This window comes from Demequina litoralis (assembly GCF_030418455.1).
In the GTDB taxonomy this organism is placed as follows: Bacteria; Actinomycetota; Actinomycetes; order Actinomycetales; family Demequinaceae; genus Demequina; species Demequina litoralis.
Genome location: NZ_JAUHPW010000005.1, coordinates 181219 through 205097, shown reverse-complemented (window position 1 = coordinate 205097; position 23879 = coordinate 181219). Strand labels below are relative to the sequence as shown.

General features: G+C 72.2%; 23 protein-coding genes and 2 tRNA genes. 13 read left to right on the top strand and 12 right to left on the bottom strand.

The genetic code is table 11. The features are described 5' to 3' along the window. Positions 1–60: 60 nt before the first annotated feature. Both QQX09_RS08440 and QQX09_RS08435 read left to right on the top strand, forming a co-directional pair. Entirely contained in the window at positions 61–1905 is a 1845-nt protein-coding gene (locus QQX09_RS08440; RefSeq protein WP_301133483.1) for an ABC transporter ATP-binding protein, read from the top strand. A 33-nt stretch (positions 1906–1938) separates the two neighbouring features. Further along, positions 1939–3639, top strand: coding sequence for an alpha-glucosidase (locus QQX09_RS08435; protein WP_301133416.1), 1701 nt, complete (start codon positions 1939–1941; stop codon positions 3637–3639). A 133-nt stretch (positions 3640–3772) separates the two neighbouring features. Here QQX09_RS08435 and QQX09_RS08430 read toward each other — a convergent pair whose 3' ends face one another. Both QQX09_RS08430 and QQX09_RS08425 read right to left on the bottom strand, forming a co-directional pair. Continuing rightward, positions 3773–4345: a DUF3558 family protein gene (locus QQX09_RS08430; RefSeq protein WP_301133413.1), complete on the bottom strand. Its 573-nt coding sequence runs from the start codon at positions 4343–4345 to the stop codon at positions 3773–3775. Continuing rightward, a complete protein-coding gene (locus tag QQX09_RS08425) occupies positions 4342–6279 on the bottom strand; it encodes a M13 family metallopeptidase (protein WP_301133412.1) in 1938 nt (645 codons plus the stop codon). Before QQX09_RS08425 ends, QQX09_RS08430 begins: the two co-directional genes overlap by 4 nt. 200 nt (positions 6280–6479) lie before the next feature. On the opposite strand from QQX09_RS08425, the gene QQX09_RS08420 reads away from it, so the two are divergent. Then, on the top strand, positions 6480–6932 hold the full coding sequence (locus QQX09_RS08420; protein WP_301133410.1) for a ribose-5-phosphate isomerase: 453 nt from the start codon (positions 6480–6482) through the stop codon (positions 6930–6932). Between the two features lie 78 nt (positions 6933–7010). Here the strand turns inward: QQX09_RS08420 and QQX09_RS08415 are convergent, their stop codons facing one another. From QQX09_RS08415 to QQX09_RS08405, 3 genes are all read right to left on the bottom strand, one after another. Further along, the gene (locus QQX09_RS08415) at positions 7011–8270 is read right to left on the bottom strand and encodes a GNAT family N-acetyltransferase (RefSeq protein WP_301133408.1); all 1260 of its coding nucleotides are present in this window, start codon (positions 8268–8270) and stop codon (positions 7011–7013) included. A gap of 116 nt (positions 8271–8386) precedes the next feature. Further along, entirely contained in the window at positions 8387–9655 is a 1269-nt protein-coding gene (locus QQX09_RS08410) for a GNAT family N-acetyltransferase (RefSeq protein ID WP_301133405.1), read from the bottom strand. A 94-nt stretch (positions 9656–9749) separates the two neighbouring features. Further along, a complete protein-coding gene (locus QQX09_RS08405; RefSeq protein WP_301133403.1) occupies positions 9750–10259 on the bottom strand; it encodes a CoA-binding protein in 510 nt (169 codons plus the stop codon). A 166-nt stretch (positions 10260–10425) separates the two neighbouring features. On the opposite strand from QQX09_RS08405, the gene QQX09_RS08400 reads away from it, so the two are divergent. Then, positions 10426–10926 (top strand): Dps family protein, encoded by a 501-nt coding sequence (locus QQX09_RS08400; RefSeq protein ID WP_301133400.1) that lies wholly within the window; start codon positions 10426–10428, stop codon positions 10924–10926. Between the two features lie 85 nt (positions 10927–11011). Here the strand turns inward: QQX09_RS08400 and QQX09_RS08395 are convergent, their stop codons facing one another. The 3 genes from QQX09_RS08395 to cysK all read right to left on the bottom strand — a co-directional run bounded on the left by QQX09_RS08395 (position 11012) and on the right by cysK (position 13665). After that, positions 11012–11944 (bottom strand): aldo/keto reductase, encoded by a 933-nt coding sequence (locus QQX09_RS08395; protein ID WP_301133397.1) that lies wholly within the window; start codon positions 11942–11944, stop codon positions 11012–11014. Positions 11945–12032: 88 nt separating this feature from the next. Next, on the bottom strand, positions 12033–12680 hold the full coding sequence (cysE, locus tag QQX09_RS08390; RefSeq protein WP_301133395.1) for a serine O-acetyltransferase: 648 nt from the start codon (positions 12678–12680) through the stop codon (positions 12033–12035). A 49-nt stretch (positions 12681–12729) separates the two neighbouring features. Beyond that, positions 12730–13665 (bottom strand): cysteine synthase A, encoded by a 936-nt coding sequence (gene cysK, locus QQX09_RS08385; protein WP_301133393.1) that lies wholly within the window; start codon positions 13663–13665, stop codon positions 12730–12732. A 374-nt stretch (positions 13666–14039) separates the two neighbouring features. Between cysK and QQX09_RS08380 the strand changes: the two genes are divergently transcribed. The 5 genes from QQX09_RS08380 to QQX09_RS08360 all read left to right on the top strand — a co-directional run bounded on the left by QQX09_RS08380 (position 14040) and on the right by QQX09_RS08360 (position 19645). Next, positions 14040–14507, top strand: a complete 468-nt coding sequence (locus tag QQX09_RS08380; protein WP_301133391.1) for an SRPBCC family protein — start codon at positions 14040–14042, stop codon at positions 14505–14507. 55 nt (positions 14508–14562) lie between these two features. Beyond that, positions 14563–15033, top strand: a complete 471-nt coding sequence (locus tag QQX09_RS08375; protein ID WP_301133389.1) for an SRPBCC family protein — start codon at positions 14563–14565, stop codon at positions 15031–15033. Positions 15034–15275: 242 nt separating this feature from the next. After that, complete coding sequence (locus QQX09_RS08370) at positions 15276–15692, top strand: DUF1761 domain-containing protein (protein WP_301133387.1); 417 nt, start codon at positions 15276–15278, stop codon at positions 15690–15692. A gap of 46 nt (positions 15693–15738) precedes the next feature. Then, positions 15739–16686: an aldo/keto reductase gene (locus QQX09_RS08365; RefSeq protein WP_301133385.1), complete on the top strand. Its 948-nt coding sequence runs from the start codon at positions 15739–15741 to the stop codon at positions 16684–16686. A gap of 76 nt (positions 16687–16762) precedes the next feature. After that, entirely contained in the window at positions 16763–19645 is a 2883-nt protein-coding gene (locus QQX09_RS08360) for an aminotransferase (protein ID WP_301133379.1), read from the top strand. 471 nt (positions 19646–20116) lie between these two features. On the opposite strand, the gene QQX09_RS08355 is transcribed toward QQX09_RS08360, so the two are convergent. Then, positions 20117–20190: transfer RNA gene (locus tag QQX09_RS08355), tRNA-Gly, on the bottom strand. Between the two features lie 90 nt (positions 20191–20280). Here QQX09_RS08355 and QQX09_RS08350 point away from each other — a divergent pair. Continuing rightward, positions 20281–20357 (top strand) — tRNA-Pro (locus tag QQX09_RS08350). Positions 20358–20437: 80 nt separating this feature from the next. On the opposite strand, the gene QQX09_RS08345 is transcribed toward QQX09_RS08350, so the two are convergent. Further along, positions 20438–20857, bottom strand: a complete 420-nt coding sequence (locus QQX09_RS08345) for a DoxX family protein (protein ID WP_301133377.1) — start codon at positions 20855–20857, stop codon at positions 20438–20440. Positions 20858–21026: 169 nt separating this feature from the next. On the opposite strand from QQX09_RS08345, the gene QQX09_RS08340 reads away from it, so the two are divergent. Together QQX09_RS08340 and QQX09_RS08335 are read left to right on the top strand one after the other, a co-directional pair. Next, complete coding sequence (locus QQX09_RS08340) at positions 21027–21692, top strand: DUF4386 domain-containing protein (RefSeq protein ID WP_301133370.1); 666 nt, start codon at positions 21027–21029, stop codon at positions 21690–21692. A gap of 12 nt (positions 21693–21704) precedes the next feature. Beyond that, complete coding sequence (locus QQX09_RS08335; RefSeq protein WP_301133368.1) at positions 21705–22301, top strand: cation efflux transmembrane domain-containing protein; 597 nt, start codon at positions 21705–21707, stop codon at positions 22299–22301. Between the two features lie 13 nt (positions 22302–22314). Here the strand turns inward: QQX09_RS08335 and QQX09_RS08330 are convergent, their stop codons facing one another. After that, positions 22315–22701, bottom strand: coding sequence for a DUF1304 domain-containing protein (locus QQX09_RS08330; RefSeq protein ID WP_301133365.1), 387 nt, complete (start codon positions 22699–22701; stop codon positions 22315–22317). Then, positions 22701–23285 (bottom strand): GNAT family N-acetyltransferase, encoded by a 585-nt coding sequence (locus tag QQX09_RS08325; RefSeq protein ID WP_301133363.1) that lies wholly within the window; start codon positions 23283–23285, stop codon positions 22701–22703. Before QQX09_RS08325 ends, QQX09_RS08330 begins: the two co-directional genes overlap by 1 nt. 32 nt (positions 23286–23317) lie before the next feature. Between QQX09_RS08325 and QQX09_RS08320 the strand changes: the two genes are divergently transcribed. Continuing rightward, complete coding sequence (locus tag QQX09_RS08320; protein WP_301133361.1) at positions 23318–23878, top strand: NYN domain-containing protein; 561 nt, start codon at positions 23318–23320, stop codon at positions 23876–23878. The last annotated feature ends 1 nt before the right edge of the window (position 23879 follow it).

The window sequence follows — 23879 nt, the reverse complement described above, 5'->3', positions numbered from 1 at the left end:
GGCCGGCCCTAGGCTCTCCCCATGAGCCATCCCGCGCCCGCCGGCAGTCGCCGCGCCGCCATGGGCGGCATGCCCGGCCGCGGCATCGCGAGCCGCGACGAGGACGCGCAGCGCGCCCTCAACGCGGAGGCGCCGGACATCCCCGACCTGTGGCCCCGCGTCGTGGCGCTGTTCCGGCCGTACCGCGCGGCGCTGATCACCACCGCGGTGCTCGTGATCGCGGCGGCCGGTGCGACCGTGATCCCGCCGCTCATCGTCGAGCGCATCTTCGACAACGCGCTGTTCCCGGCCGACGGCGACGTGCAGCTGGGCCTGCTCGCGGAGCTGGTCGGCGTGATGATCGCGATCTACCTCGTGGCCGCGGGCCTGCAGGTGTGGCAGACGTACCTCACCTCGTCCGTGGGCAACCGGGTCACGGGGGACCTGCGCGAGCAGCTCTTCGCGCGCCTCCAGTCGATGGAGCTCGCGTTCTTCACCCGCACCAAGACCGGCGTCATCCAGTCGCGCCTCCAGAACGACGTCGGCGGCGTGTCGGGCGTCCTCACCACCTTCGTGTCGAGCATCGTCGGCAACACCGTCACGGTGGTCGCGAGCCTCGTCGCCATGGTGCTGCTCGACTGGCGCCTCACCGTGCTCGCGGTCATCCTCATGCCCGCGCTCGTCGTGGTGCAGCGCCGCGTGGGACGGGTCCGCGCGCGCATCGCCGCGCGCACGCAGGAGTCGCTGTCCGAGCTCACCGCGATCACCCAGGAGACGCTCTCGGTCAGCGGCATCATGCTGTCGAAGGTCTACAACCGGCAGCGCCTCGAGACCGAGCGCTTCCGCAAGGAGAACGCCACCCAGATCCGCCTCCAGGTGCAGCAGGCGATGACGGGGCAGTGGTTCTTCGGGCTCGTCTCGGTGGTGATGTCCTCGGTTCCCGCGGTCATCTACCTCGCCGCGGGCGCGCTCATCGACCGCGGCTCGACCCTCATCACCGCGGGCACCATCGTCGCCTTCACCGCCGTCCAGTCGCGGCTGCTGTTCCCGCTCATGGCGCTCATGCGCGTCGCGCTCGAGGTGCAGACGTCGCGCGCCCTGTTCGCGCGCATCTTCGAGTACCTCGACCTCGAGCCCGCGATCCGCGACGCCGAGGATGCGATCGCGGTCGAGGACGCCCCGGGACCGCTGGGCGCCGTCGAGTTCCGCGACGTCGTCTTCCGGTACCCCGGCGCACGGGACGATGCGCCGCCCACCCTGGCCGGTGTGTCCTTCCGTGTGGAGCCGGGCACCACGCACGCCTTCGTCGGGCCCTCGGGCGCGGGCAAGACCACCATCGTCTACCTCGCCGCGCGCCTGCACGAGGCGAGCGGCGGCGAGGTGCGCTTCGCCGGCGAGGACGTGCGCCGTCTGCGCCACGAGTCCGTGGTCGAGCACGTGGGCGTGGTGAGCCAGGAGACGTACCTCTTCCACGCGACCATCGCCGAGAACCTCCGCTACGCGCGCCCCGACGCCACCGACGCCGAGCTCGAGGACGCGTGCCGCCGGGCCGACATCCACGACGCGATCCTGGGCTTCGAGGACGGCTACGACACGATCGTGGGGGAGCGCGGCTACCGGCTGTCCGGCGGGGAGAAGCAGCGGGTCGCGATCGCGCGGGTGCTGCTCAAGGACCCGCCCGTGCTGCTGCTCGACGAGGCCACCAGCGCGCTCGACACCGTGTCCGAGCGCGTGGTGCAGGCCGCCCTCGACCGGGCGGCCGTGGGCCGCACCACCCTGGTGGTCGCGCATCGTCTCTCCACCATCCGCGACGCGGACGTCATCCACGTGGTCGAGCGCGGCCGCATCGCCGAGTCCGGCACCCACGTCGAGCTGCTCGAGGCCGGCGGGCTGTACGCGCGGCTCGCGGCCCGCCGGGCCGATTAGTGTGGAGGGAGCGATGACGCGAGAGGAGCGGACGTGAGCGACGACTGGTGGAAGTCCGCGGTGGTCTACCAGGTGTATCCCCGCAGCTTCCAGGACTCCGACGGCGACGGCATCGGCGACCTGGCGGGCATCCGCTCGCGGCTCGATCATCTCGAGTGGCTGGGCGTCGACGTCATCTGGCTGTCGCCCATCTACGCGTCGCCGCAGGCCGACAACGGCTACGACATCTCCGACTACCAGGCCATCGACCCGACCTTCGGCGACCTCGAGGACTTCGACGCGCTGCTTACCGCGGCGCATGCGCGGGGCATGAAGATCGTCATGGACCTCGTGGTGAACCACACGTCGGACGAGCACCCGTGGTTCCTCGAGTCGCGCGCGTCGAAGCGCAGCCCCAAGCGCGACTGGTACTGGTGGCGGCCGCCGCGTCCCGGCTTCGAGCCGGGCGCCACCGGCGCCGAGCCCACCAACTGGCGGGCGTTCTTCTCCGGGCCCAGCTGGGCCTTCGACGAGGAGTCGGGGGAGTACTACCTCCACCTGTTCCACCAGAAGCAGCCGGACCTCAACTGGGAGAACCCCGAGGTGCGGCAGGCCGTCTACGCGATGATGAACTGGTGGCTCGACCGCGGCGTCGACGGCTTCCGGATGGACGTCATCAACCTCATCTCGAAGACCCTGCCGCTGCGCGACGGCGAGCCGCTGGCCGGCGGGCTCGGCAACGGCTTCCCGCTGTACGCGTGCGGGCCGCGCAACCACGAGTTCCTCCACGAGATGCATCGCGAGGTGTTCGAGGGTCGGGAGGGGCGCTTCCTCACGGTCGGCGAGATGCCGGGCGTCACGGTGGACGATGCGGTGCTCTTCACGGACCCCGAGCGCCGCGAGGTCGACATGGTGTTCCAGTTCGAGCACGTCGACGTCGACCACGGCCCGCTCGGCAAGTTCGACCCCCAGCCGCTCGACCTCGTGCGCCTCAAGTCGATCCTCGGACGGTGGCAGTCGGCGCTCGCCGAGCGCGGCTGGAACTCGCTGTACTGGGACAACCACGACCAGCCGCGCGTGGTCTCGCGCTTCGGCGACGACCGCGACCACTGGGCCGCGTCCGCCAAGGCGCTGGCCGCGGTGCTGCACCTCCAGCGCGGCACGCCGTACATCTACCAGGGGGAGGAGCTCGGCATGACGAACGCCGGCTTCACCTCGATCGACGAGTACCACGACATCGAGTCCCTGGGCGCGTACGACGAGCTGCGCGAGATGGACGTCCCGATCGAGCGCATCATGGACGGCCTCGCGGCCCAGAGCCGCGACAACGCGCGCACCCCGGTCCAGTGGGACGCGTCCCCGCACGCGGGCTTCACGACGGGCACGCCGTGGCTGCCGGTGACGGCCAACCACACGTGGCTCAACGCCGAGGCGCAGCGCGCCGACCCGGACTCGGTGTCCGCGTTCTACAGGGCGCTCATCGCGTTGCGCCATTCCGAGGACGTGGTGGCCCACGGCACGTTCGAGATGCTGCTGCCCGAGGACCCGCAGGTGTTCGCCTTCCGGCGCACGCTCGACGGCACGGTGATGACCGTCGCGGCCAACCTGTCCGGCGACGATGCGGTGGCCCGCGTCGACGTGGCGCAAGGCGCGCTCCTCCTGCACAACCTGGGATCCGACGCGACGCCGTACCCGGCCGGCGCGGGCGAGATCCCGCTCGGCCCCTGGGAGGCACGCGTCTACCTGCACCGGTAGCGCGCATCGTGCCGCCGGCCTGCGCTCCCACGCGCGCAACCGGCGTACGGATCGCCCCCGACCGCGCATCGTGCCTGGTCGCGGAGGTCGAGGCGCGTCCTGTACGCCGGTTCGGGAGGGGAGGACGGGCGGGTCAGAGGCTCCCGGCCACGACCTCCGCGATCGCGGTGCCGATGGCGGTGACGTCGTCCTCGCCGCTCATGTAGGACACCTCGACGAAGACGTCGCCCACCTGCATCCCGAGGATGGTGCCGGCGCCCGCGGCATACGCGTCCGTCGCTCCCGCGACCTCGACGTCGGTCGCCGTGCCCATCCACTCCTCGGTCGACTCCCTCCGCGCCGCCGCCTGGTCGGGAGCGGCGACCACGAGCACCTGCACGATGGGGAGCGGGCCGTCGACGGCCTCCCACACGCAGGACGCCTCGGTCGCGGTGGCGATGTCCTCGGCGAGCATGCCCTCGCCGAACGGCACGCCCGACACCTGCTCGAGGTCGGCGGCGGACACGAGCGTGCAGGGGTCCGGGAGGGTGGCCGGCGCGGGGGACGAGGGTGAGGCGGCGGTCGCGGTCGGGGAGGCGGCGGTCCGGTCAGGCACGGCGGGAGCGTCGCCGCCGGAGCAGCCGGTCAGCAGGCCCGCCAGGCCCAGCAACCCGGCGAGCGCCGCGACGACGCCCGACGACCGCCGCATCGTCCCTCCCCAGGTCACCAGATGGAGACGCGCTCCTCGGGGGCGAGCCACAGCTCGTCCTCGGCGCCCACGCCGAACGCCTCGTACCAGGCGTCCATGTTGCGCACGATGCCGTTGACGCGGAACTCGCTGGGGGAGTGCGGGTCCGTCGCGAGGCGCGTCACGAGCGCCTCCGAGCGGACCTTCATGCGCTCGGTGAGCGCGTAGCCGATGAAGAATCGCTGCACCGCGGTGAGGCCGTCGACCTCGGGCGCCTCATCGATGGGGTGGCCCAGCGCGATCTCGTAGGCCTTGAGGGAGATCTCGACGCCCGCGAGGTCGCCGATGTTCTCGCCGACCGTGAGCGCGCCGTTGACGTGGTGCGAGCCCTCGAGCTGCTTCGGCGAGTAGCCGTTGTACTGCTCGATGAGGGTCTTGGCGCGCTCCATGAAGGCGGCGCGGTCGTCCTCGGTCCACCAGTCCTCGAGCGCGCCGGTGCCCGAGTACTTCGAGCCCTGGTCGTCGAAGCCGTGGCCGATCTCGTGGCCGATCACGGAGCCGATGCCGCCGTAGTTGACGGCGTCGTCCGCGTCGGGGTGGAAGAACGGCGGCTGCAGGATCGCGGCCGGGAACACGATCTCGTTCGCGACCGGCAGGTAGTAGGCGTTGACCGTCTGCGGGGTCATGAGCCACTCGGAGCGGTCGACCGGCTTGCCGATCTTCGCCCACTCCCAGTCCTCCTCGAACGCGCTCGCGGCGCGCACGTTGCCCACGAGGTCCTCGGGCGACACCTCGAGGCCCGTGTAGTCGCGCCACTTGTCGGGGTAGCCGATCTTCGGGGTGAACTGGCGCAGCTTCTCGAGCGCCTTGTCCTTGGTCGCCGGCGTCATCCAGTCGAGATCCTCGATCGACACGCGGTACGCCTCGATGAGGTTCGCGACGAGCGCGTCCATCTGCTCCTTGTAGTGGGGCGGGAAGTGGCGCGCCACGTACTCCTGGCCCACGAGCTCGCCCGCGACGCCCTCGACCAGGCCCACCGCGCGCTTCCAGCGCTCGCGCTGCTCGGTCGCGCCGCTGAGCACCGTGCCGTAGAAGTCGAAGTTCGCCTTCGAGAGGTCCTCGGTGAGGTACGCGGCGCGCGAGTTGACGATGCGCCAGCGCAGGTACGCCTTCCACGTGTCGAGGTCCGTCTCGGCCCAGATCTTCGCGAAGGCGGTGAAGTAGCTGGGCTCGCCGACCACGAGCAGCTCGTGCGCGGTGGCGGGCATGCGGATCGCCTCCGCCCAGATGGCCCACTTGAACCCGGCCGCATCGACGTCGAGCTGCGCGAGCGTCGTGGGGTTGTGGGTGAGCTCCGCCTCGCGGGTCTTCACCACGTCCCAGTGCTCGCGCGCGATCGCGGTCTCGAGGCCCACGACGGTCGACGAGTCGAACGCGAGGCCCGTGAGCCCGGCCATGCGGTCGACGTGCGCGACGTACTTCTCGAGCGCGGCGGCGTGCGCCTCGTCGCGGTAGTACGCCTCGTCGGGCAGGCCGATGCCGGACTGGCCCAGGTAGACGACGTTGCGGTCGGGGTCGAGGCGGTCCGCGAAGACGTAGTAGCCCGCGGCGCCGGAGACGCCGTCGCGCTGCAGCTCGCCCATCGCGCGGGCGAGCTCGTCGTGGTCGGTCGCGGCCTCGACCTTCGCGAGGTCCGCCTCGAGCGGGCTCACGCCGAGCGAGTTGACCCGGTCGACGTCCATGAAGGACGCGTACAGCGCGCCGATCTGGCTGTCGCGCGACGCCTCCTCGATGATGACGCGGACCTGCTTCTCCGCCTCGTCGCGCAGCGTGTAGAACGAGCCGTCAGCGGAGCGGTCGCCCGGGATCACGTGCGTCGCCTCCCACGGCCCGGAGACGTACCGGAAGAAGTCGTCCTGCGCGCGGACGGTCGGGGAGAACTCGGACTGGTCGATGCCGGAGTGGAGCGTCATGCCTCTCACCCTAGGGGCGGACGATGCGCGGGACCGGGCGGTTTCGCTCACGGCGAGCCCGCGGTCGGGCGATTCCCAATGACAAGAGTGACCAGTGTGACTCGCGGGACCCGCACCATCAGCCTCACCCGTCCCTCGCGCATCGTCCCTCACCCTTGTCATTGGCAGTCGACGTCGCGAGCGCTGGCAGAATGGGCGCCATGCGCATCCACATCGCCGCGGACCACGCGGGCTTCGAGCTCAAGCAGCACCTCATCGCCCACCTCTCCGGGGCCGGCCACGATGTCGTCGACCACGGCGCGTACGAGTACGACGCGCTCGACGACTACCCGCCCATGTGCATCGCCGCCGCCGAGGCCGTGGCCGCGAGCGACGGCGCCGACCTGGGCATCGTCATCGGCGGCTCGGGCAACGGCGAGCAGCTCGCCGCGAACCGCGTCACCGGCATCCGCGCCGCGCTCATCTGGTCCGTCGAGACCGCGAAGCTCGCGCGCCAGCACAACGATGCGCAGGTCGGCTCGATCGGCGCCCGCATGCACTCGCTCGAGGACGCCACCGCGATCGCGGACGCCTTCATCGCCGAGCCCTTCTCGGGCGACGAGCGTCACCAGCGCCGCATCGACCTCATGAAGGACTTCGAGGCGCAGCGCTGACCTGACGCCGCGCCGTCATCCGGCCGACGCACCGCGTCACACGCGTCACAGGTGTCATTGGGAATTGAGCCGTGTGCGCTAGAAGTCCCAGTTCGCCAGCGGCGCCACCGGGGACATCATCGCGATCGCGAGCTCGCGCGCCTGACCGGGCGTGTGCTCGCGCACCAGGCCGGCCCGCACGAGCGCCTCGAGCGACGTGCCGCCCAGGTAGCACTGCGACAGGTGGCGGATGTCCATCGACAGGTCCGGCGCATCGTCCGTCCGGGTGACCCGCGCGTCGCCGCCGGAGACCCGGACGCGCCACGTGCCGGCGTTGCCGGGGACGTGCTTGTCGGCGAGCTCGATCGCGACGTCGCAGTCGTGGAGGTACTCGCGCGCCTCGAGCGCGGTCGGCACGTCGAGGAGCCGCACCCACAGGTTGTCGATGACCTTCGACCGGACCCCGCGCGGATCCTTGAGCTGGTGCAGCAGCGGATCGTCGGTCGCGAGGTTCTCGGTCATCGTCGTCTCGACGAGGTCGAAGTCGGTGAGCGTCTCCCACAGCCGCTGCGATGCGGCGGGCGACATCGAGCCGTGCTCGCGCACCTGGCACACACCGTCGTGGATGCCCACGGACGAGCGCGCGTGCCGGCGGAAGAACGCGTACGCGACGGGGCCGCCGGCGTCCTCGACGATCGCGAGGCGCCACTTCTCCATGCCGCGGCGGTTGCCTACCGGGTCGGTGAAGCGCGCGTTGCGCCCCGAGCCGACCGCGTTGATCACGGTGCCGGGGCGGTCGAGCCGCGCCTGCAGCCCCGAGACCAGCGCGTCGTGCGCGTCGAACGACGCGCGCTCGAGCCGCACCGTGAGGTCGTCGGCGCCGTCGACGGCCCACATCTTCGCGCCGCGCGGGATCTCCGCCTTCACGGTCTGCGAGCCCATGCCGTAGCCGAAGCGCGCGTAGATGGGCGCCTCCATCGCGTACAGCACGGACACGGCCTCGCCGCGCGCGAGCGAGCGTTCGAAGTGGTCGTGGATCATGCGGGTCATGAGCCCGCGGCGACGATGCGCGGGGTGCACGCCCAGCCACGACAGGCCGGCGGTGGGCACCGTGCGGCCGCCCGGCACCACCATCTCCGTGCCGAAGCTCGCGTGCACCGCGGCGACCTCGCCGACGCGGCCGCGCCGTGCATCGGTCACCTCGAGCGCGCGGGCGCGCTCGACGGGCAGCGCGTCCACGTAGTCCTGCCGGTCCTCGCGCAGCCACTCGCCGACGAACGCCCACTGGACCACGTCGAAGAACTCGTCGAGACGGTCCTCCGGGATGGAGATCGGTCGGTATCCCTCTGCCTTCTTCATCCCTCCACGGTGTCACGATGCGAGACGCGCGCCTAATCCTGTGGGGTTGCTCACGCGGGGGAATGCGCCCTGGCACGGCGGCGGCTGCGCGCCCGCGCGCGCCTCGGAGGAACGGGTCAGAAGAACAGGTTGGACACGGGCGCGGAGGTCGACTCGAAGGCCGCCGCGAGGGCGTGCAGCGCACCCGGCGTGCGCTCCTCGACGAGGCCCGCTCCCGCGAGCGACTCGAGGCTCACGCCGCCCAGGTACACCGCGCCGAGCTCCTGCACCGAGAGCACGACGTCGGGCTCCTCGCCGGGCGCCGCCTCGACGTGTCCGGTGCCCTCGCGGGACGTGACGCGCCACGGGCCGGCGTTGTCGGGGAACAGGGGGTCGTCGATCTGGATGACCGCGTCGACCGGGCACAGGTACTCGCGGGCGGTGAGCGCCGCGGGCACGTCGACGATGCGCAACCAGATGTTGTCGCGCAGCCGCGGCAGCGCGGCGCGCATGTCCTCGAGCATCCACAGCAGCGCGTCGTCGGTCGCGAGCGGTGCGGCGGTCACGGTGCCCATGAGGTCGATGTCGAGCAGCACGCTCCACAGGCGGTGCGCCGATGCGGGGGTCGCGGCGGCCAGCTGGGTGACGTGGACGGTGCCGTCGGGCATGCCCTCGTCGGTCCACCTGTCGGTGCGGCGGAAGATCGCGTAGGCGGCCGGCGCGCCACCCGGCTCCTCGACGACCGCGATGCGGGCGCGCTCGCTGTCGCGCCGCTCGGTGCTCGGATCGCTGAAGCGCGCCTCGAGCGCGACGTCGTCGTCGAGGGTCATGGTGCCCGGACGGGACACCCGGCGCTGCACGAGGGTGAGGGTGCGGCCGTGCGACTCACGGTCGAGCCGCTCGACCCTCACGGTGAGCTCGGCGGAGCCCGCCACGTCGCGCAGCGCGGCGCCGCGCGGGACGCGCACGTCCACCTGGCGCGCGGCGAGGCCGTAGCCGAAGCGGGGGTAGATCGTGGACTCCGCGGCGTACAGCGCCGAGGCGACCTCGCCGCGGCGACGGGCGTCCGCGAGGTGGTCGGCCATGAGCGCGCGCAGCAGCCCGCGACGGCGGTGACCGGTGTGGACCGAGACCCCCGTGAGGCCCGCGACGGGCACGAGGTCGCCGCCCGGCACCCGCATGCGGAACGTGAACGAGCCGGCCACCCCCGCGAGGGTGCCGACGTCGCCCTGCTGCGGGTCCTCGATCTCCATCGCGCGCGCACGGCCGTGCGGCAGCATGCGCGACCACTCCGCGAGATCAGCGGGCTCGGGGTCTCCGGGGAAGCCCCAGGACGTCACCTCGAGCATCTCGCCCATGCGGGCATCATCGACGGAGATCAGGCGATACCCGGGCGCGACGGACATATCGTCATGGTGGCATCGGGACGATGCGGCGGCGAGTCGCGCGCCCGGCGAGTCGCGCGGCGCCCGCCAGGGTCGGGCGGCCTCGGCTCGCGCGCTACAGCGCGCGGAAGGAGTCGATCCGGTCCTGGAGCCGCCGGTACTCGACCTTGATGCAGCGGTTCTGGACCGCGACCATGCCGGCACCGCGCGCGGTGGACATGGCGTCCGGGTGCGAGATGCCGAGCTGGAGCCACAGCGCCTTCGCGTGGACGTCGACGGCGGCGGTCGCGATGGCCGGCGTGAACTCCGCGCGGCGGAAGACGTCGACCAGGTCCACGGCGACGGGCAGCTCCGCGAGCGAGTCGTAGAAGCCGTGGCCGCGGATCTCCTCACCGTTCGCGGCGGGGTTGACCAGGTACAGCTCGTACGGGGTGTTCTCCATGAGCCAGACCGCGATCTGGTAGCTGGTGCGCGACGGGTTGGGTGAGCAGCCGACCACGGCCACGCGCTTGGTGCGGGCGAGCGCGAGCGCGAGCTCGTCGTCGCCCGGCACGTCGGAGAGGACGGGGGCGGGGCAGTGCTCGGCAGCGGCCTGGCGGTGGTGGTCGAGACGCATGTGCTCCATGCCCCCGGAACGTATCAGGGCGGGGTCGCATTCCGGCAGGTGCGGAGGTCACGGGTGCTCGTGCGGGCGGAGGCCGGTCCGGGAATGCCCGGGACGCGGGGCCGGTTGGCCTCAGAGGACGGCGTCGTGATCCTGCGACGCCGCGGACCCATCAGGAGGAGGACGCATGGCTGCCACCACGCCCGTGAAGACCACCGAGTCGAGCCCGAAGATCGGCATCAAGGTCGAGGACCTCAAGGCGATCAACGCGGGGCTCGCGCAGGTCCTGTCCGACACCTTCACGCTGTACGTGAAGACGCACGGCTACCACTGGAACGTCACCGGTCCGCACTTCCGCTCGCTCCACCTCATGTTCGAGGAGCAGTACCAGGAGCTGTGGGAGGCCGCCGACGTGCTCGCCGAGCGCATGCGGGCCCTCGGCTCGGGCGCACCGGGCTCGTTCGCCGAGTTCCTCGAGCACGCCTCGATCACTGACGACGAGCGCACCACCGACGCGATGACGATGGTCGAGAACCTCGCCCGCGACCACGAGACCCTCGCGCGGCTCGTCCGCCCGCTGGTCGAGGTCGCCGAGGACGCCGGCGACGGCGCCACCGCGGACCTGTTCAACGCACGCCTCGCCGTGCACGAGCAGGCCGCGTGGATGCTGCGCTCGTTCGCCGCGTAGCCCGCGCATCGTCCCCGCACGACGCGAAGGCCCCCTCTCCCGGGAGAGGGGGCCTTCGCGTCGTGCACGCAGGAGGAGCGGCGCCTCAGGGCACCGTGTGGCCCGCGGCACGGAACATCTCGTACCACTCGGAGCGCGCGAGGTGCACGTCGGCGCCCTTGGCCGCCGCCTCGACGCGCGACGGGGTCGTGGTGCCCAGCACCACCTGCATCTGCGCCGGGTGGCGCGTGAGCCACGCGACCGCGATCGCCTCGGCCGGCACCTCGTACTTCCACGCGAGGCGGTCGATCACCTTGTTGAGCTCCTCGTAGCGCGGGTTGCCCAGGAACGGGCCGTTGAAGAAGCGCGACTGGAAGGGCGACCACGCCTGGAGCGTGATGTCGTTGAGGCGGCAGTAGTCGACGATCCCGTTGTCGCGGTCGATCGACTGGTCGAGGTCGCCCATGTTCATCGCGATGCCGCTCGCGATCGACGGAGCGTGGGTGACGGACAGCTGGATCTGGTTGGCCACGAGCTTCTGGCGCACGCTGCGCTGGAGCAGCTCGATCTGGCCCGGCGTGTGGTTCGAGACGCCGAAGTGGCGGACCTTGCCCGCGGCGTGCAGCTCGTCGAACGCGCGCGCGACCTCGTCGGGCTCGACCAGCGCGTCGGGGCGGTGCAGCAGCAGGATGTCGAGGTAGTCCGTGCCGAGCGCCTCGAGCGAGCCGTCGACGGACTCCATGATGTGCTCGTACGAGAAGTCGAAGTACGGCCCGGGGTGGCGGATCCCGCACTTGGTCTGGATGGTGAGCCTCTCGCGCTCCGACGGGGTCAGCCGCAGCGCCTCCGCGAAGCGGCGCTCGCAGCCGTGGTACGGCGGGCCGTAGAGGTCGGCGTGGTCGACGAAGTCGATCCCCGCGTCGAGGGCCGTCTGCACGAGCGTGCGGATCTCGTCGTCGGACTTCTCGACGATGCGCATGAGGCCGAGCACGACGGCGGGCGCCGCGATCTCGGTGCCGGGCAGGGTGAACGTCTTCATCGACTGGTCTCCTTCGAGGTGGGATGAGTCCAGTCTAGGGACGCGGAGAGGCCCCCCGCCCGCGGGCGAGGGGCCTCTCCGGGACCGCTCAGATGTAGTACATCGCCGGCTCCCGCACCGGCTCCGGCGGGGCGTCGGGGTCGGGGTGACGATGCGAGTCGCCCGAGTCCACGGCCGATGCGGCGGTCGAGGCCTCGGTGGGTCCGGGGTGGTTGCGGATGACGGCAGGGATGCCCACCGCGGTCGCGCCGTCCGGCACGTCCTTGACCACGACGGCGTTGGCGCCGATGCGGGCGTCCGGGCCCACCCGCAGCGGGCCGAGGACCTTCGCGCCGGCGCCGATGACGACCCGGTCGCCGATGGTGGGGTGGCGCTTGCCCGGGCTCATCGTGGTGCCGCCCAGGTTGATGCCGTTGAACATCAGCACGTCGTCGCCCACCACGGCGGTCTCGCCGATGACGACGCCCATGCCGTGGTCGATGAAGACGCGGCGCCCCAGCTGGGCCCCGGGGTGGATCTCGATGCCCGTGGCGCGCCGCGCGTACTGGGAGACGAGACGCGCGTACGAGCGCATGTTCCGCTTCCACAGCCAGTGCGCCACCCGGTGGTACCAGACGGCGTGGACGCCCTGGTAGGAGCCCGCGATGACCCACCACGCGGGCGCGGCTGGGTCGCGCCGTCTCGCGGTGCGGATGTCCTCGAGCGCTCGGGCGAGCGCTCCGATCTCGGCTGCCATCTGGGTACCTCCGGGTGGGGACTGCTGGGGTGGTGCGTGGAGGGCGGGACTAGTCCATGAGGTCCGAGTAGAGGACCGAGGACAGGTAGCGCTCGCCGAACGAGGGGATGATCGCGACGATGGTCTTGCCCGCGTTCTCGGGGCGCTTGGCGACCTCGATGGCGGCGTGGAGGGCCGCGCCCGAGGAGATGCCCACCAGGAGGCCCTCCTTGCGGGCGGCCGCCCGTGCCGTCGCGACGGCCGTCTCGGCGTCGACGTCGAAGATCTCGTCGTAGATCTCGGTGTTGAGGATCTCGGGCACGAAGTTCGCGCCGATGCCCTGGATCTTGTGCGGGCCGGGCTGGCCGCCGTTGAGGATCGGCGACTCGGCGGGCTCGACGCCGATGATCTGGATGCCGGGCTTGCGCTCCTTGAGCACCTCGCCCACACCGGTGATGGTGCCGCCGGTGCCGATGCCGGCGATCACGATGTCGACCTCGCCGTCGGTGTCCGCCCAGATCTCCTCCGCGGTGGTGCGGCGGTGGATCGCGGGGTTGGCCTCGTTCGCGAACTGGCGGGCGAGGATCGAGCCGGGACGCTCCTCGGCGATCTTGTTGGCGGCCTCGACCGCACCGCGCATGCCCTCGGGGCCGGGCGTGAGGACGAGCTCCGCGCCGAAGGCACGCAGCAGGGCGCGGCGCTCCTTCGACATCGTCTCGGGCATCGTGAGCACCACGCTGTAGCCGCGGGCCGCGCCGACCATCGCGAGCGCGATGCCGGTGTTGCCCGAGGTCGCCTCGACGATCGTGCCGCCGGGCTGGAGCGAGCCGTCGGCCTCGGCGGCGTCGACGATGGCGACGCCCAGGCGGTCCTTGACGGAGTTCGCGGGGTTGTAGAACTCGAGCTTGCCGAGCACCGTGGCGTCGACTCCCTCGGTCAGCTGGTTGATCTTGACGAGGGGGGTGTTGCCGATGAGGGCGGTGACGTCCTCGTAGATGCGTGCCATGGGCTTGTTTCCTCTTTTCCCTTGAGAGGTAGGTGTTCCGGGGTGCACAACGCTGGAGCATCGAGAACGATGCCCGGGGCGAGCGCTGGGTGCGGGCGAGGCTCGGCCGGCGGCCGGGCGAGGCGCTTCCAGCGCTCTACAGACAGCAGCAGCCGCAGCAGCGGCCACAGGTGTCGTCGACAGCGCACGAGGGGAGGGCAGAGGCGGGTGCGGTCATCGCACGGCGCTCGATGCTCATCTCCCCGACCTTTCGTGGGCTTCGGGGTCAGGCTAGCGCCGGGCGCGCGCCGGTGGCAACCCTTCGGGCGGCACGCCCTTCCTGCTATTACGGTGGGAGCAGGGGCGCGCCCCGAACGCCCCGAGGAGGAGGCGTCATGCCCGGGCCGCTGGATGTGTCGGTCGAGAGGGAGGGTCTCGTGCCCGCGTCCGCGAAGGACGTCTGGCACGCGCTCACCGACCCGGAGCTGCGTGTCGAGGTGTTCACGATGGTGAGCCAGGCCGTCACCGAGGAGGGGATCCCCGGCGAGGTGGGCCACGTCATGCAGTTCACCGAGAAGGACGCCGGCACCGAGCCCGTCGTGGTGCGGCTCACGACCATCGCGACCGACCCCTACCACCGGCTCGTCCAGGAGCGGGTGGGCCCCGACGGCGTCTTCACGTCCACCACGTTCCTCGAGGAGTCCGAGGACGGCACGCTCGTGCGGCGCGTGTTCCACGTCTATCAGGCGAACCCGTCGATCGCGGAGCGCGCGATGCGCCGGGCGATCGCGACGTTCTTCTCCCTGGGTGGCACCGTGCGCCTCAAGGCCGACATCGGCGACCTCATCAGGCACTTCTCCTGAGGCGGGGACGGTTCGCCGCGGGTTAGCCTGGGCGGAACGGCAGAGGGGACCGAACATGGTGGGGCACAGCGTGCGTGCCGAGAGGGAGATCGCCGCGGCGGTCGAGAGGGTCTGGGACGTCATCACGGACCTCGACTACGCGTCCGAGGTGATCCCGGCGATCGTCAGCCTCGAGAGGCTCGAGGGCTCGGGGTACGACGTGGGCGTCCGCTGGCGCGAGACGCGCAGGATGTGGGGCCGCGAGGAGACCGAGGAGATGGAGGTCGTCGAGGTCGACGCCCCGCGCTCGACCGCGATCCACGCCGAGTCGCGCGGCACGCGGTACCGCACGGTCTACTCGCTCGGCGAGACGGACGGCGGCACGCGGATCGTCTGCGACTTCTCCGCCGAGACGCCCGACCCCGGTCCGGCGCAGCGCATCGGCTGGCTCCTGTTCGGCAAGGCCGGGATGAAGGCGACGCAGAAGGCGCTCGCCGACGATCTCGACCACATCGCCGCCGCGGCCGAGGGGCGCGACGGGGGCTGACGGGCCTCTGCCCCGCCTCGCCGGGCGCGACCGGCCACGCCGCGCGCAACCGGCGTATGCCGTCGACCTCGCGCCCGGGGACCAGGGACGATGCGCGCGAGCGCGGTCTCGTACGCCGGTCGCTGTGGGCGGTGGGCCGGGCGGGGTGCGAGGACGATGCGCGGGCGGGCCGGTGTCGGCGCCCGGGGCTACTCTCGCAGTGATGGGCCGCAGCGGCGGCCCGTGGACCCGGGGGAGGGGTCATGGACTGGATCACGTTCGACGGGATCGACTGGATCGCGGTGCTCGTGGCGTTCGTCGCCAGCTTCGCGATCGGCTGGTGGTGGTACTCGCCGGCCGGCTTCTGGAAGGTGTGGCGGGACCGGGCCGGGGTCACCGACGACCTCATGAAGGACGCCAACATGGGCGCGGCCTTCGGCGGCACGATCGTGTTCAACATCCTCGGGGTCGTGCTGCTCGCGATGCTGATGAACGGGCTCGGGGTCGACGACTGGGCGGGCGGGCTGCTGCTCGGCGCGCTCATCGGCCTGGTCTTCCGCGGGGGCGCCCACGCCATCCACAACGGCTTCGCGGTGCGCAGCCCAGCGGTAACGGTCATCGACACGGCGCACGACACGGTGGCGCTCGCGGTCGCGGGCGTGATCCTCGGGCTGTTCTAGGCCCTCGGTCCGGGAATCGTGCGGGACCCCAATCGTTGACATCTGCATGACAGCAGAGATCACCGCCACCGCACTCGGCTCCCTCGACCTGTCCCGCGCCTCGCTGGCGCTCGGCGGGAACGTCTTCGGCTGGACCGCCGGCCGCGACGCCTCCTACGCGATCCTCGACGCCTTCGTCGGGGGCGGCGGCGTCATGATCGACACCGCGGACGTGTACTCGGCGTGGGCCGAGGGCAACCGCGGCGGCGAGTCCGAGACCGTCATCGGCGAGTGGGCCGCGAGCCGCGGCCGCCGCGACGACGTCATCGTCGCGACCAAGGCGAGCCAGCATCCGGAGTATCCGGGTCTGTCGGCAGACACCGTGGCCGCGGCGGCACGTGCGAGCCTCGCGCGCCTCCAGACCGACCGCATCGACCTCTACTACGCGCACTTCGACGACGCGGCGACCCCGCTCGAGGAGACGGCCGCCGCCTTCTCGCGGCTCGTCGACGAGGGCCTCGTGCGCGAGATCGGCATCTCCAACTACAGCGCCGACCGCATCGACGAGTGGTTCTCGATCGCCGATCGCGAAGGCCTCCACCGTCCGGTCGCGCTGCAGCCCCACTACAACCTCATGGAGCGCGGCTTCGAGGGCGAGCTGCGCGCCGCCGCGGAGCGCCACGGCCTCGGCGTCCTGCCGTACTGGGCGCTCGCCAAGGGCTTCCTCACCGGCAAGTACCGCGACGGCGCCACGGTCGACAGCCAGCGCGCGGCCCAGGCCGGCGAGTACCTCGACGACCGCGGCCGGCGCGTCCTCGCCGCGCTCGACGCCGCGGCCGAGGCCAACGACGTGCCCGTCGCGGCGGTCGCCCTCGCCTGGCTCCGCGACCAGCCCACCGTGGTCGCCCCCATCGCCTCGGCCCGCACGCTCGAGCAGCTCGAACCGCTGCTGGCCGGCATGACGCTCGAGCTCACCGCGGAGGAGCTCGCGACCCTCACGAAGGCCTCCGCCTAGGCACGATGCGGGACGGTCCGCGGCGTCGCGCGCGTCGCGGGCGACTCGCGGGCGGGCGTGCGACGATGCGCTCATCATGAGCACGACACCCGACCTGACCGCGCTGCGCGAGCTCGCCGCGAGGGAGTGGGGCCTCGACCCGGTCGACGCCCGCGACCTCGGCAGCAACGAGGACCGCAACGTCCTCCTCACGCTCGCCGACGGCGGCCGACGCCTCCTCAAGGTGTCGCACGCGGGCGTGTCCCGCGCAGCCCTCGAGGCGCAGGACGCCGCTCTCGCGCGCCTCGCCGCCGACCCCGCGGTCGTCGCCGCCGTGCCCCGCGTCCATCCGACGCGGGCCGGCACGCGCATCGTCCCTCTGGGGGACGGTCGCCACGCGCGCGTACTCGACTTCCTCGACGGCGCGCCGCCGATCGCGGCATCGCGGCTGCCCGAGGGCATGCCCGCCACGCTGGGCGCCATCGCCGGCGGCGTCACCGCCGCGCTCGCCGGCCTCGACCATCCCGGCCTTGAGTCGGGCGCGTGGGACCTGCGCCGTGCGCGCGAGGTGCTTGACGGCGCGGCCGCCGCGCTCGGCGCAGAGGAGCACGCACGCCTCGGAGCGCTGCTCGAGTCCGCGGGCGCGCGGATCGCGGACGTCACGGGACGGCTCCAGGTTCAGGCCGTGCACGGCGACCTGACCGCGGACAACGTGCTCGTCGACGCCGAGGGCGCCGTGACGGGGATCATCGACCTGGGCGACGTGGGCCTCGGGTGGGCGGTCGGGGAAGCGGCGATCCTCGCATGCGGGCTGCTCCAGCACGACGGCCCGGCCGTGCGCGACGCCCTCGATGCCGTGGCGGCCTTCGACGCGATCGCGCCCCTCACGGACGAGGAGGTCGTGGCGCTGTGGCCGCTCGTGATCGCGCGCGCCGTGGTCCTCGCCGCCGCGGGCGAGCGCGTGCTCGCCGACCAGCCCGACAACGCCTACGCCCGCGCGCGCCGTCCGCTCGAGGCGCGCATGCTCGAGCGCGCCACGTCGCTCGGCCTCGACGAGGCGGAGCTGCTGGTGCGCCACGCGCTCGGCCGCGTGCCCGAACCCGCCTCACGCACCTTCACGCCGATGATCGCCGGGCTCGCCGAGGCCGCCGAGGTGGACCTGTCCGTGACCTCTCCCGCCTACGACGCCGGCGCGTGGCTCGAGGCCGGCACCCCGCGCTCCGCGCTCGCGGCGGAGCGCGGGGAGGCCGCGGGCGCGCTCTCGCGCTACGGCGAGCGCCTCCTGCTGCCCGAGGCGGCGGGTCCTGGGACGCCGCGCTCGCGGCTCGCGGGGCGCGCAATAGCCGTCTCACCGGGCACCCCGGTGGTGAGCCCCAACGGCGGCGTCGTGACGAGCGCGGAGGGCGACGCGCTCACGGTGAGGATCGACTACGGGCCCGCCGTGCACGTGCGAGGCGTGGTGCCGCGGGCGACGGCCGGCACCCGTGTGGTCGCGGGCGAAGCGCTCGCGCGCGCGGCGGAGGGCCCGGACGGCACCGCCGTCGTGCTCGTCTGGCAGTCCGTGCTGCCCGACCTCGCACCGCCGCCGCGCGTGGCGCCCGGCCACGACGAGGCGTGGGAGGCGTTGTGCCCGGACCCCGCCCCGCTGCTCGGCCGCGTCCCGGCGAACGTCGCATCGTCCCGCTCGCCGCAGGCGCTGCTGGACGCGCGCGACCACGCCTTCGCTCGCGTCCAGGAGCACTACTACGCCGCGCCGCCGCGCATCGAACGCGGCTGGCGCCACCACCTGCTCGACACCGACGGCCGCGGCTATCTCGACATGGTCAACAACGTCGCGATCCTGGGCCACGGTGAATCGCGGATCGCCGATGCGGTCGCGCGCCAGCTGCGCCTGCTCAACACCAACTCGCGCTTCCACTACGAGGCGGTGGTCGCGTTCTCCGAGGAGCTGGCGGCGCGCGCGCCCGACGGGCTCGACACGGTGCTGCTCGTCAACAGCGGCTCGGAGGCGGTGGACCTCGCGATCCGGATCGCGCGCGCCGCGACCGGCCGCACCGACATCCTCGCGCTCACCGAGGCGTACCACGGTTGGACCGTGGGGGCCGATGCGATCTCGACTTCGCTGGGCGACAACCCGGGTGCGCTCGAGTCGCGCCCGGGCTGGGTCCACCTGCTCGATGCCCCCAACGCCTACCGGGGGCGTCATCGCGGCGCCGACGCGGGCCGCTACCTCGAGGACGCGCTCGTGCGGCTCGCCGAGCTGGACGGAGCGGGGGTCGAGCTGGCGGGCCTCGTCGCGGAGCCGATCTTCGGCAACGGTGGCGGCATCCTCCTGCCCGACGGCTACCTCGCCGGGCTCGCCGATGCGGTGCACGCGCGGGGAGGCATCGTCGTGGCGGACGAGGTGCAGGTGAGCTACGGGCGGCTCGGCGCGCACTTCTGGGGCTTCGAGCAGCAGGGCGTGGAGCCGGACGTCATCGCGGTCGCGAAGGCCATGGGCAACGGGCATCCGCTCGGCGCGGTGATCACCACCCGCGCGATCGCGGAGGCCTTCGCGGTCGAGGGCTCGTTCTTCTCGTCGGCGGGAGGGAGCCCCGTGAGCTGCGTCGTGGGTTCGACGGTGCTGCGCGTGCTCGACGAGGACGGGCTCCAGGAGAACGCGCGGGTGATGGGGGACCGGCTGCACGCGGGCCTGCTGGGGCTGTGCGAGCACTTCCCCGGGCTCGGGGCTGTCCACGGGATGGGCCTGTACCTGGGCGTCGAGGTGGTCGCCGGTGGGCCGGACGCGCCCGACCCGGACGGCGCTCGCGAGATCTGCGAGGCGCTGCTCGAGGAGGGCGTGATCGTGCAGCCGACCGGCGACCACAAGAACGTGCTCAAGATCAAGCCGCCGCTCACCATCGGCGAGGAGGCGGTCGCGCGCTTCCTCGACGCGCTCGAACGGGTGATGGTGAGGCGGAAGGCCTGGGCGGCGCTGTAGGCGTGGGCCGAATCGGCCGGCGCGCTGCGAGGTGCTGGGCGCCCGTCCTGGCCATCGGGCGCTGAGCGCCTCGCACGGGACGGCCCAGCGCCACCGCCACGCGCCTTGCAGTTGCGGCACCGCCTTGTGCGGCGCGCTCGCGCTCCTCGCCGCGGGCCAGGCAGGCGCGCTCGCGTGCAAGTCGTGCTCGCGTGTTTCAGGAATCGCTTGAACAGCCCCGCCGGAGGGGCGGTTCAGCTGCCCGCGGCGAATCGTGTTCAAGCCTGCGCTGAAATACGCGAACACGAAGTGCGCGCCCGCCCGCCGACACGCGTGCGCCCCGACCGCACCACCGGCGCGATCATCGCCGAGCACCACCTCGACGAGACCCACGACTACCAGCCCAGGAAACACCACAGGCCCCTCCCGAAGGAGGGGCCTGTGGTGAACGATGACCCGAGACATCTGTGAACGATGTCCCGACACATCACATGGAGCGGGTGACGGGAATCGAACCCGCGCAATCAGTTTGGAAGACTGAGGCTCTACCATTGAGCTACACCCGCGAAGCCGACCGGCGCTGACGCCTGCGCGGCGCGTACTAGAGTAGCGGAGCCTCGCGCGAGCGAGGAACATCGCGCCGACGACGGCGCGGACGGGGTGTAGCGCAGCTTGGTAGCGCATCTGCTTTGGGAGCAGAGGGTCGCAGGTTCAAATCCTGTCACCCCGACCATCCGACAGCGGCGGATCACCCGCTCGCGCGCACCACGGGGCGGCCCGGTCGGGGCCGCCCCGTGGCACGTCGGCCGCAGCTCAGGCGATGGTGAGGAGCGGCTCGGTGACGGTGAGCCCCATCGCGGCGCCCTGACTCGCGAAGAGCAGGAACAGCGCAAGAGCGCCGCCGATGAGGCCCAGGTTCTTGTTGAACGAGATCTGCTCGGTCTGGCGGGCCTGCGGGTCCGTCTCCTTCCAGAACGCGTGCATGAAGAAGGTGACCGGGATGAGCGTCGCGGCGATGAGCAGCGCGCCGATCTCGCCCCAGATGCCGAGAAGGATCATGAGGCCGCCGACGCCCATGGCGATGCCGGACACGATCACGCCGGCCTTGCCGCCCGGCGCGCCCTTGTAGTCGGCGTACTGGGCCATCGCGTTCGCGTTGGCGACGTGGCCGACGGCGGAGAGCAGGAAGATGAGCGCGACCAGGATGCGCGCGATGAGGAAGACGGTGTCCATCGAGTTGTCCTTCGAATGCTTGTAGGTTGAAGTAAATGTAGGGGCGATGTGTTGACGTGTCAACTACCGGCGTCGCGGGTCCGTGCGCCTCTCGCTGGCGCCCATCCGCGCACACACCTCCGCAGTGCTTGACTGGAGGAGTCGAAGCTCGCCGACCGAGGGGGTCGCGATGTCTGCCGAGCACGAGCCTCACGGGCGCCGGTCAGCGATCGCCCGGACCGCCGGGGCCCTGTACCTCTCCTTCATCCTCGCCTCGTTCCTCGCGGACCAGATCGGGCGCATCGGGCTGAGCAACGAGGATGCGCTCGTCGACCTCATCGCCACCGCCGAGATGCGCTTCCGGGTCGGCCTGGTCTTCGCGCTGGTGTCGCAGCTGCTGTTCCTGCTCGCCGCATGGGCGCTGCAGGTGCTGCTGCGGCCCTTCGGCCGGAGCCTGGCGCAGCTGTTCCTGGTGCTCAACGCGGTCGGCGTCGCGGTCTACACGGCGAGCCTCGTCGTTCTCACCGTGGGCCTCGGGTCGGAGGCCGGCGTCGGCGCGACCCTCGTCGCGATCGACCTGCATGGCAACGGCGTGGTGGCCGCGCAGCTGTTCTTCAGCACGTGGCTCGTCCCGCTCGGCGTGCTGCTCCTGCGCAGCAGGCTGGTGCCGCGCGCGCTCGGCTACCTGGTGCTGCTCGACGCGGTGGCGGTCGCGTTCTGGTTCCTGCAGGCGCTGCTGGTCCCCGACCAGCCCGAGCTGAGCTACCCCGCGTTCGCCGTGAGCCTGCTCGCCGAGGCGGGGCTGGCGCTGTGCCTGCTGGTGCGCGGCGCTCCGGAGCCCGCGCCCCGCACCTGACACGCTGGGCGCATGGCCCGCCTCGACCCGCTCCGCCGCGCCGTGCTCGCGGTCGCCCTCATCAACCTCGCCTACGCGGTTGTCGAGTTCACGGTGTCGCAGCTCATCGGCTCGGTCGCGCTCGTGGCGGACTCGATCGACTTCCTCGAGGACGGCATCCTCAACCTGCTGATCTTCTTCGCCGCCGCGTGGCCGCTGCACCGGCGCTCGCGCGTGGGTCATGCGCTCGCGATCGTGATCCTCGTGCCCGCCCTCGTCACGCTCGTCACCGCCGTGGTGAAGATCCTCGACCCCACGCGTCCCGAGACGGTCCCGCTGACCGTGACCGCGCTCGGTGCGCTCGCGGCCAACCTGACGGCGGCCGCGATCCTCGCGCGCCACCGCCACGCGGGCGGCTCGCTCGCCCGCGCGGCGTGGCTGTCCGCACGGAACGATGCGCTGGCCAACGTCGCGATCATCGCGTCCGCGGCGATCGCGCTCGCGTGGGTGTCGGGCTGGCCCGACATCGTCGTCGGCGTGGGGATCGCCCTGCTCAACGCGGACGCCGGGGTGAAGGTGTGGCGCGCGGCGTCGAAGGAGCGGCTCGAGGCCAAGCAGGCCGAGGCCTAGCCGACCCTGCGCGTCACACCACGGCGGCGGTGAGCGCCACCACCGCGAGCAGCGGCAGCGTCCCCTGGATCGCCGCGGCCCGCGCGTACGCCCGCGACCCCGACACCAGCACGAGCGCCGCCGCCACCATCGACCCGCTGCCTGCGTAGACGAGCGCGGCCCCGGCCGGCGTCGACCCGGTCGCGAGCAGCACGATGCCCACGACCGTCACCACCGCGAGGAACAGGTTGTAGAAGCCCTGGTTGTAGGCGAGCGCCCGGGTGGTCCGCGCATCGTCCTCCGACGCGATCCTGAACACCCGCCGCGTCGCCGGCCGCATCCACACGACCGACTCGAGCCAGAAGATGTACACGTGCACGAGCGCCGCGAGCCCCGCGAGGACCATCGCCGCCGCGAGCATCACAGCTCCACGCGCATGACGGCGCGCAGCGGGGTGGGCCGGGACACCTCGGTCATCCCGGCAGCGGCGAACACGGACGCGGACCCCACGAACAGGTCGGACACGGTCCCGCCGTCCACACGCGGATAGCCCTCGACCGCCGTCGCGCCGCCCGCCTGGGCATGCGCCACGGCCGCCACTGCCAGCGACTTCGCGAGACCCCGCCCGCGGAAACCCCGGCGGACCACGAAGCAGGTGACGGCCCACACCCCCGCATCGTCCCGGTCCTCGTCCCGGCCGGTCCACGGGATCCGTGCCGTCCGCAGTCGCGGGTAGGCGACGCGCGGCTCGACGGCGACCCACCCGGCGGGCTCGTCGTCCACGTATGCGACGGGGCCCGACGTCGCCGCCGCGTCGGGGTGCCCGCATCCCGCCTGCTCGGCCAGCGCATCGTCCCGGGCGTCGCGGCCGGTGGACTGCCACTGCGACTGCGGCAGCTTGAACCACTGGCAGCGGCAGGAGCTGGCGTCGCCGCCGTCGCGCATCACGAGGTCGAGGTCCTCGCGGGAGACCCGGTTGGCAGGCACGATGCGCGGATCGCTCATGCGGTCAGGCTAAGCCCGCGTAGGCTCGCGGCATGGGTAGAGACAAGCGGGTCACGTACGTCCTGGTCGACGGCGAGAACATCGACGCCACGCTCGGCACGTCCATCCTCGGCCGCCGGCCGCGTCCCGAGGAGCGTCCGCGCTGGGAGCGCGTGCTGCGCCACACCGAGGAGCGCTGGGGTCAGCCGGCCCAGGGCCTGTTCTTCCTCGCGGCCAACAACGAGCTGCCGATGACGTTCGTGCAGGCGCTGCTCGCGATCGGCTTCCGCCCGGTGCCGCTGTCCGGCTCCGCGGGCGAGAAGGTGGTCGACATCGCCATCCAGCGCACCATGGAGGCGCTGCGCGAGCGCGACGCGGACGTGGTGCTGGTGAGCAACGACGGCGACTTCGTGGACCAGGTCGAGGACCTCCTCGACGGCCGCCGCGTGGGACTCGCCGGCTTCGTCGAGTTCCGCAACGGCGGCTTCATCGAGCTGCAGGAGCAGGGCCTCGAGTTCTTCGACCTCGAGTACGACGTGCACGCGTTCAACGAGACGCTGCCGCGGGTGCGGATCATCCCGATCGCCGAGTTCGACCCGCTGCAGTTCCTGTAGC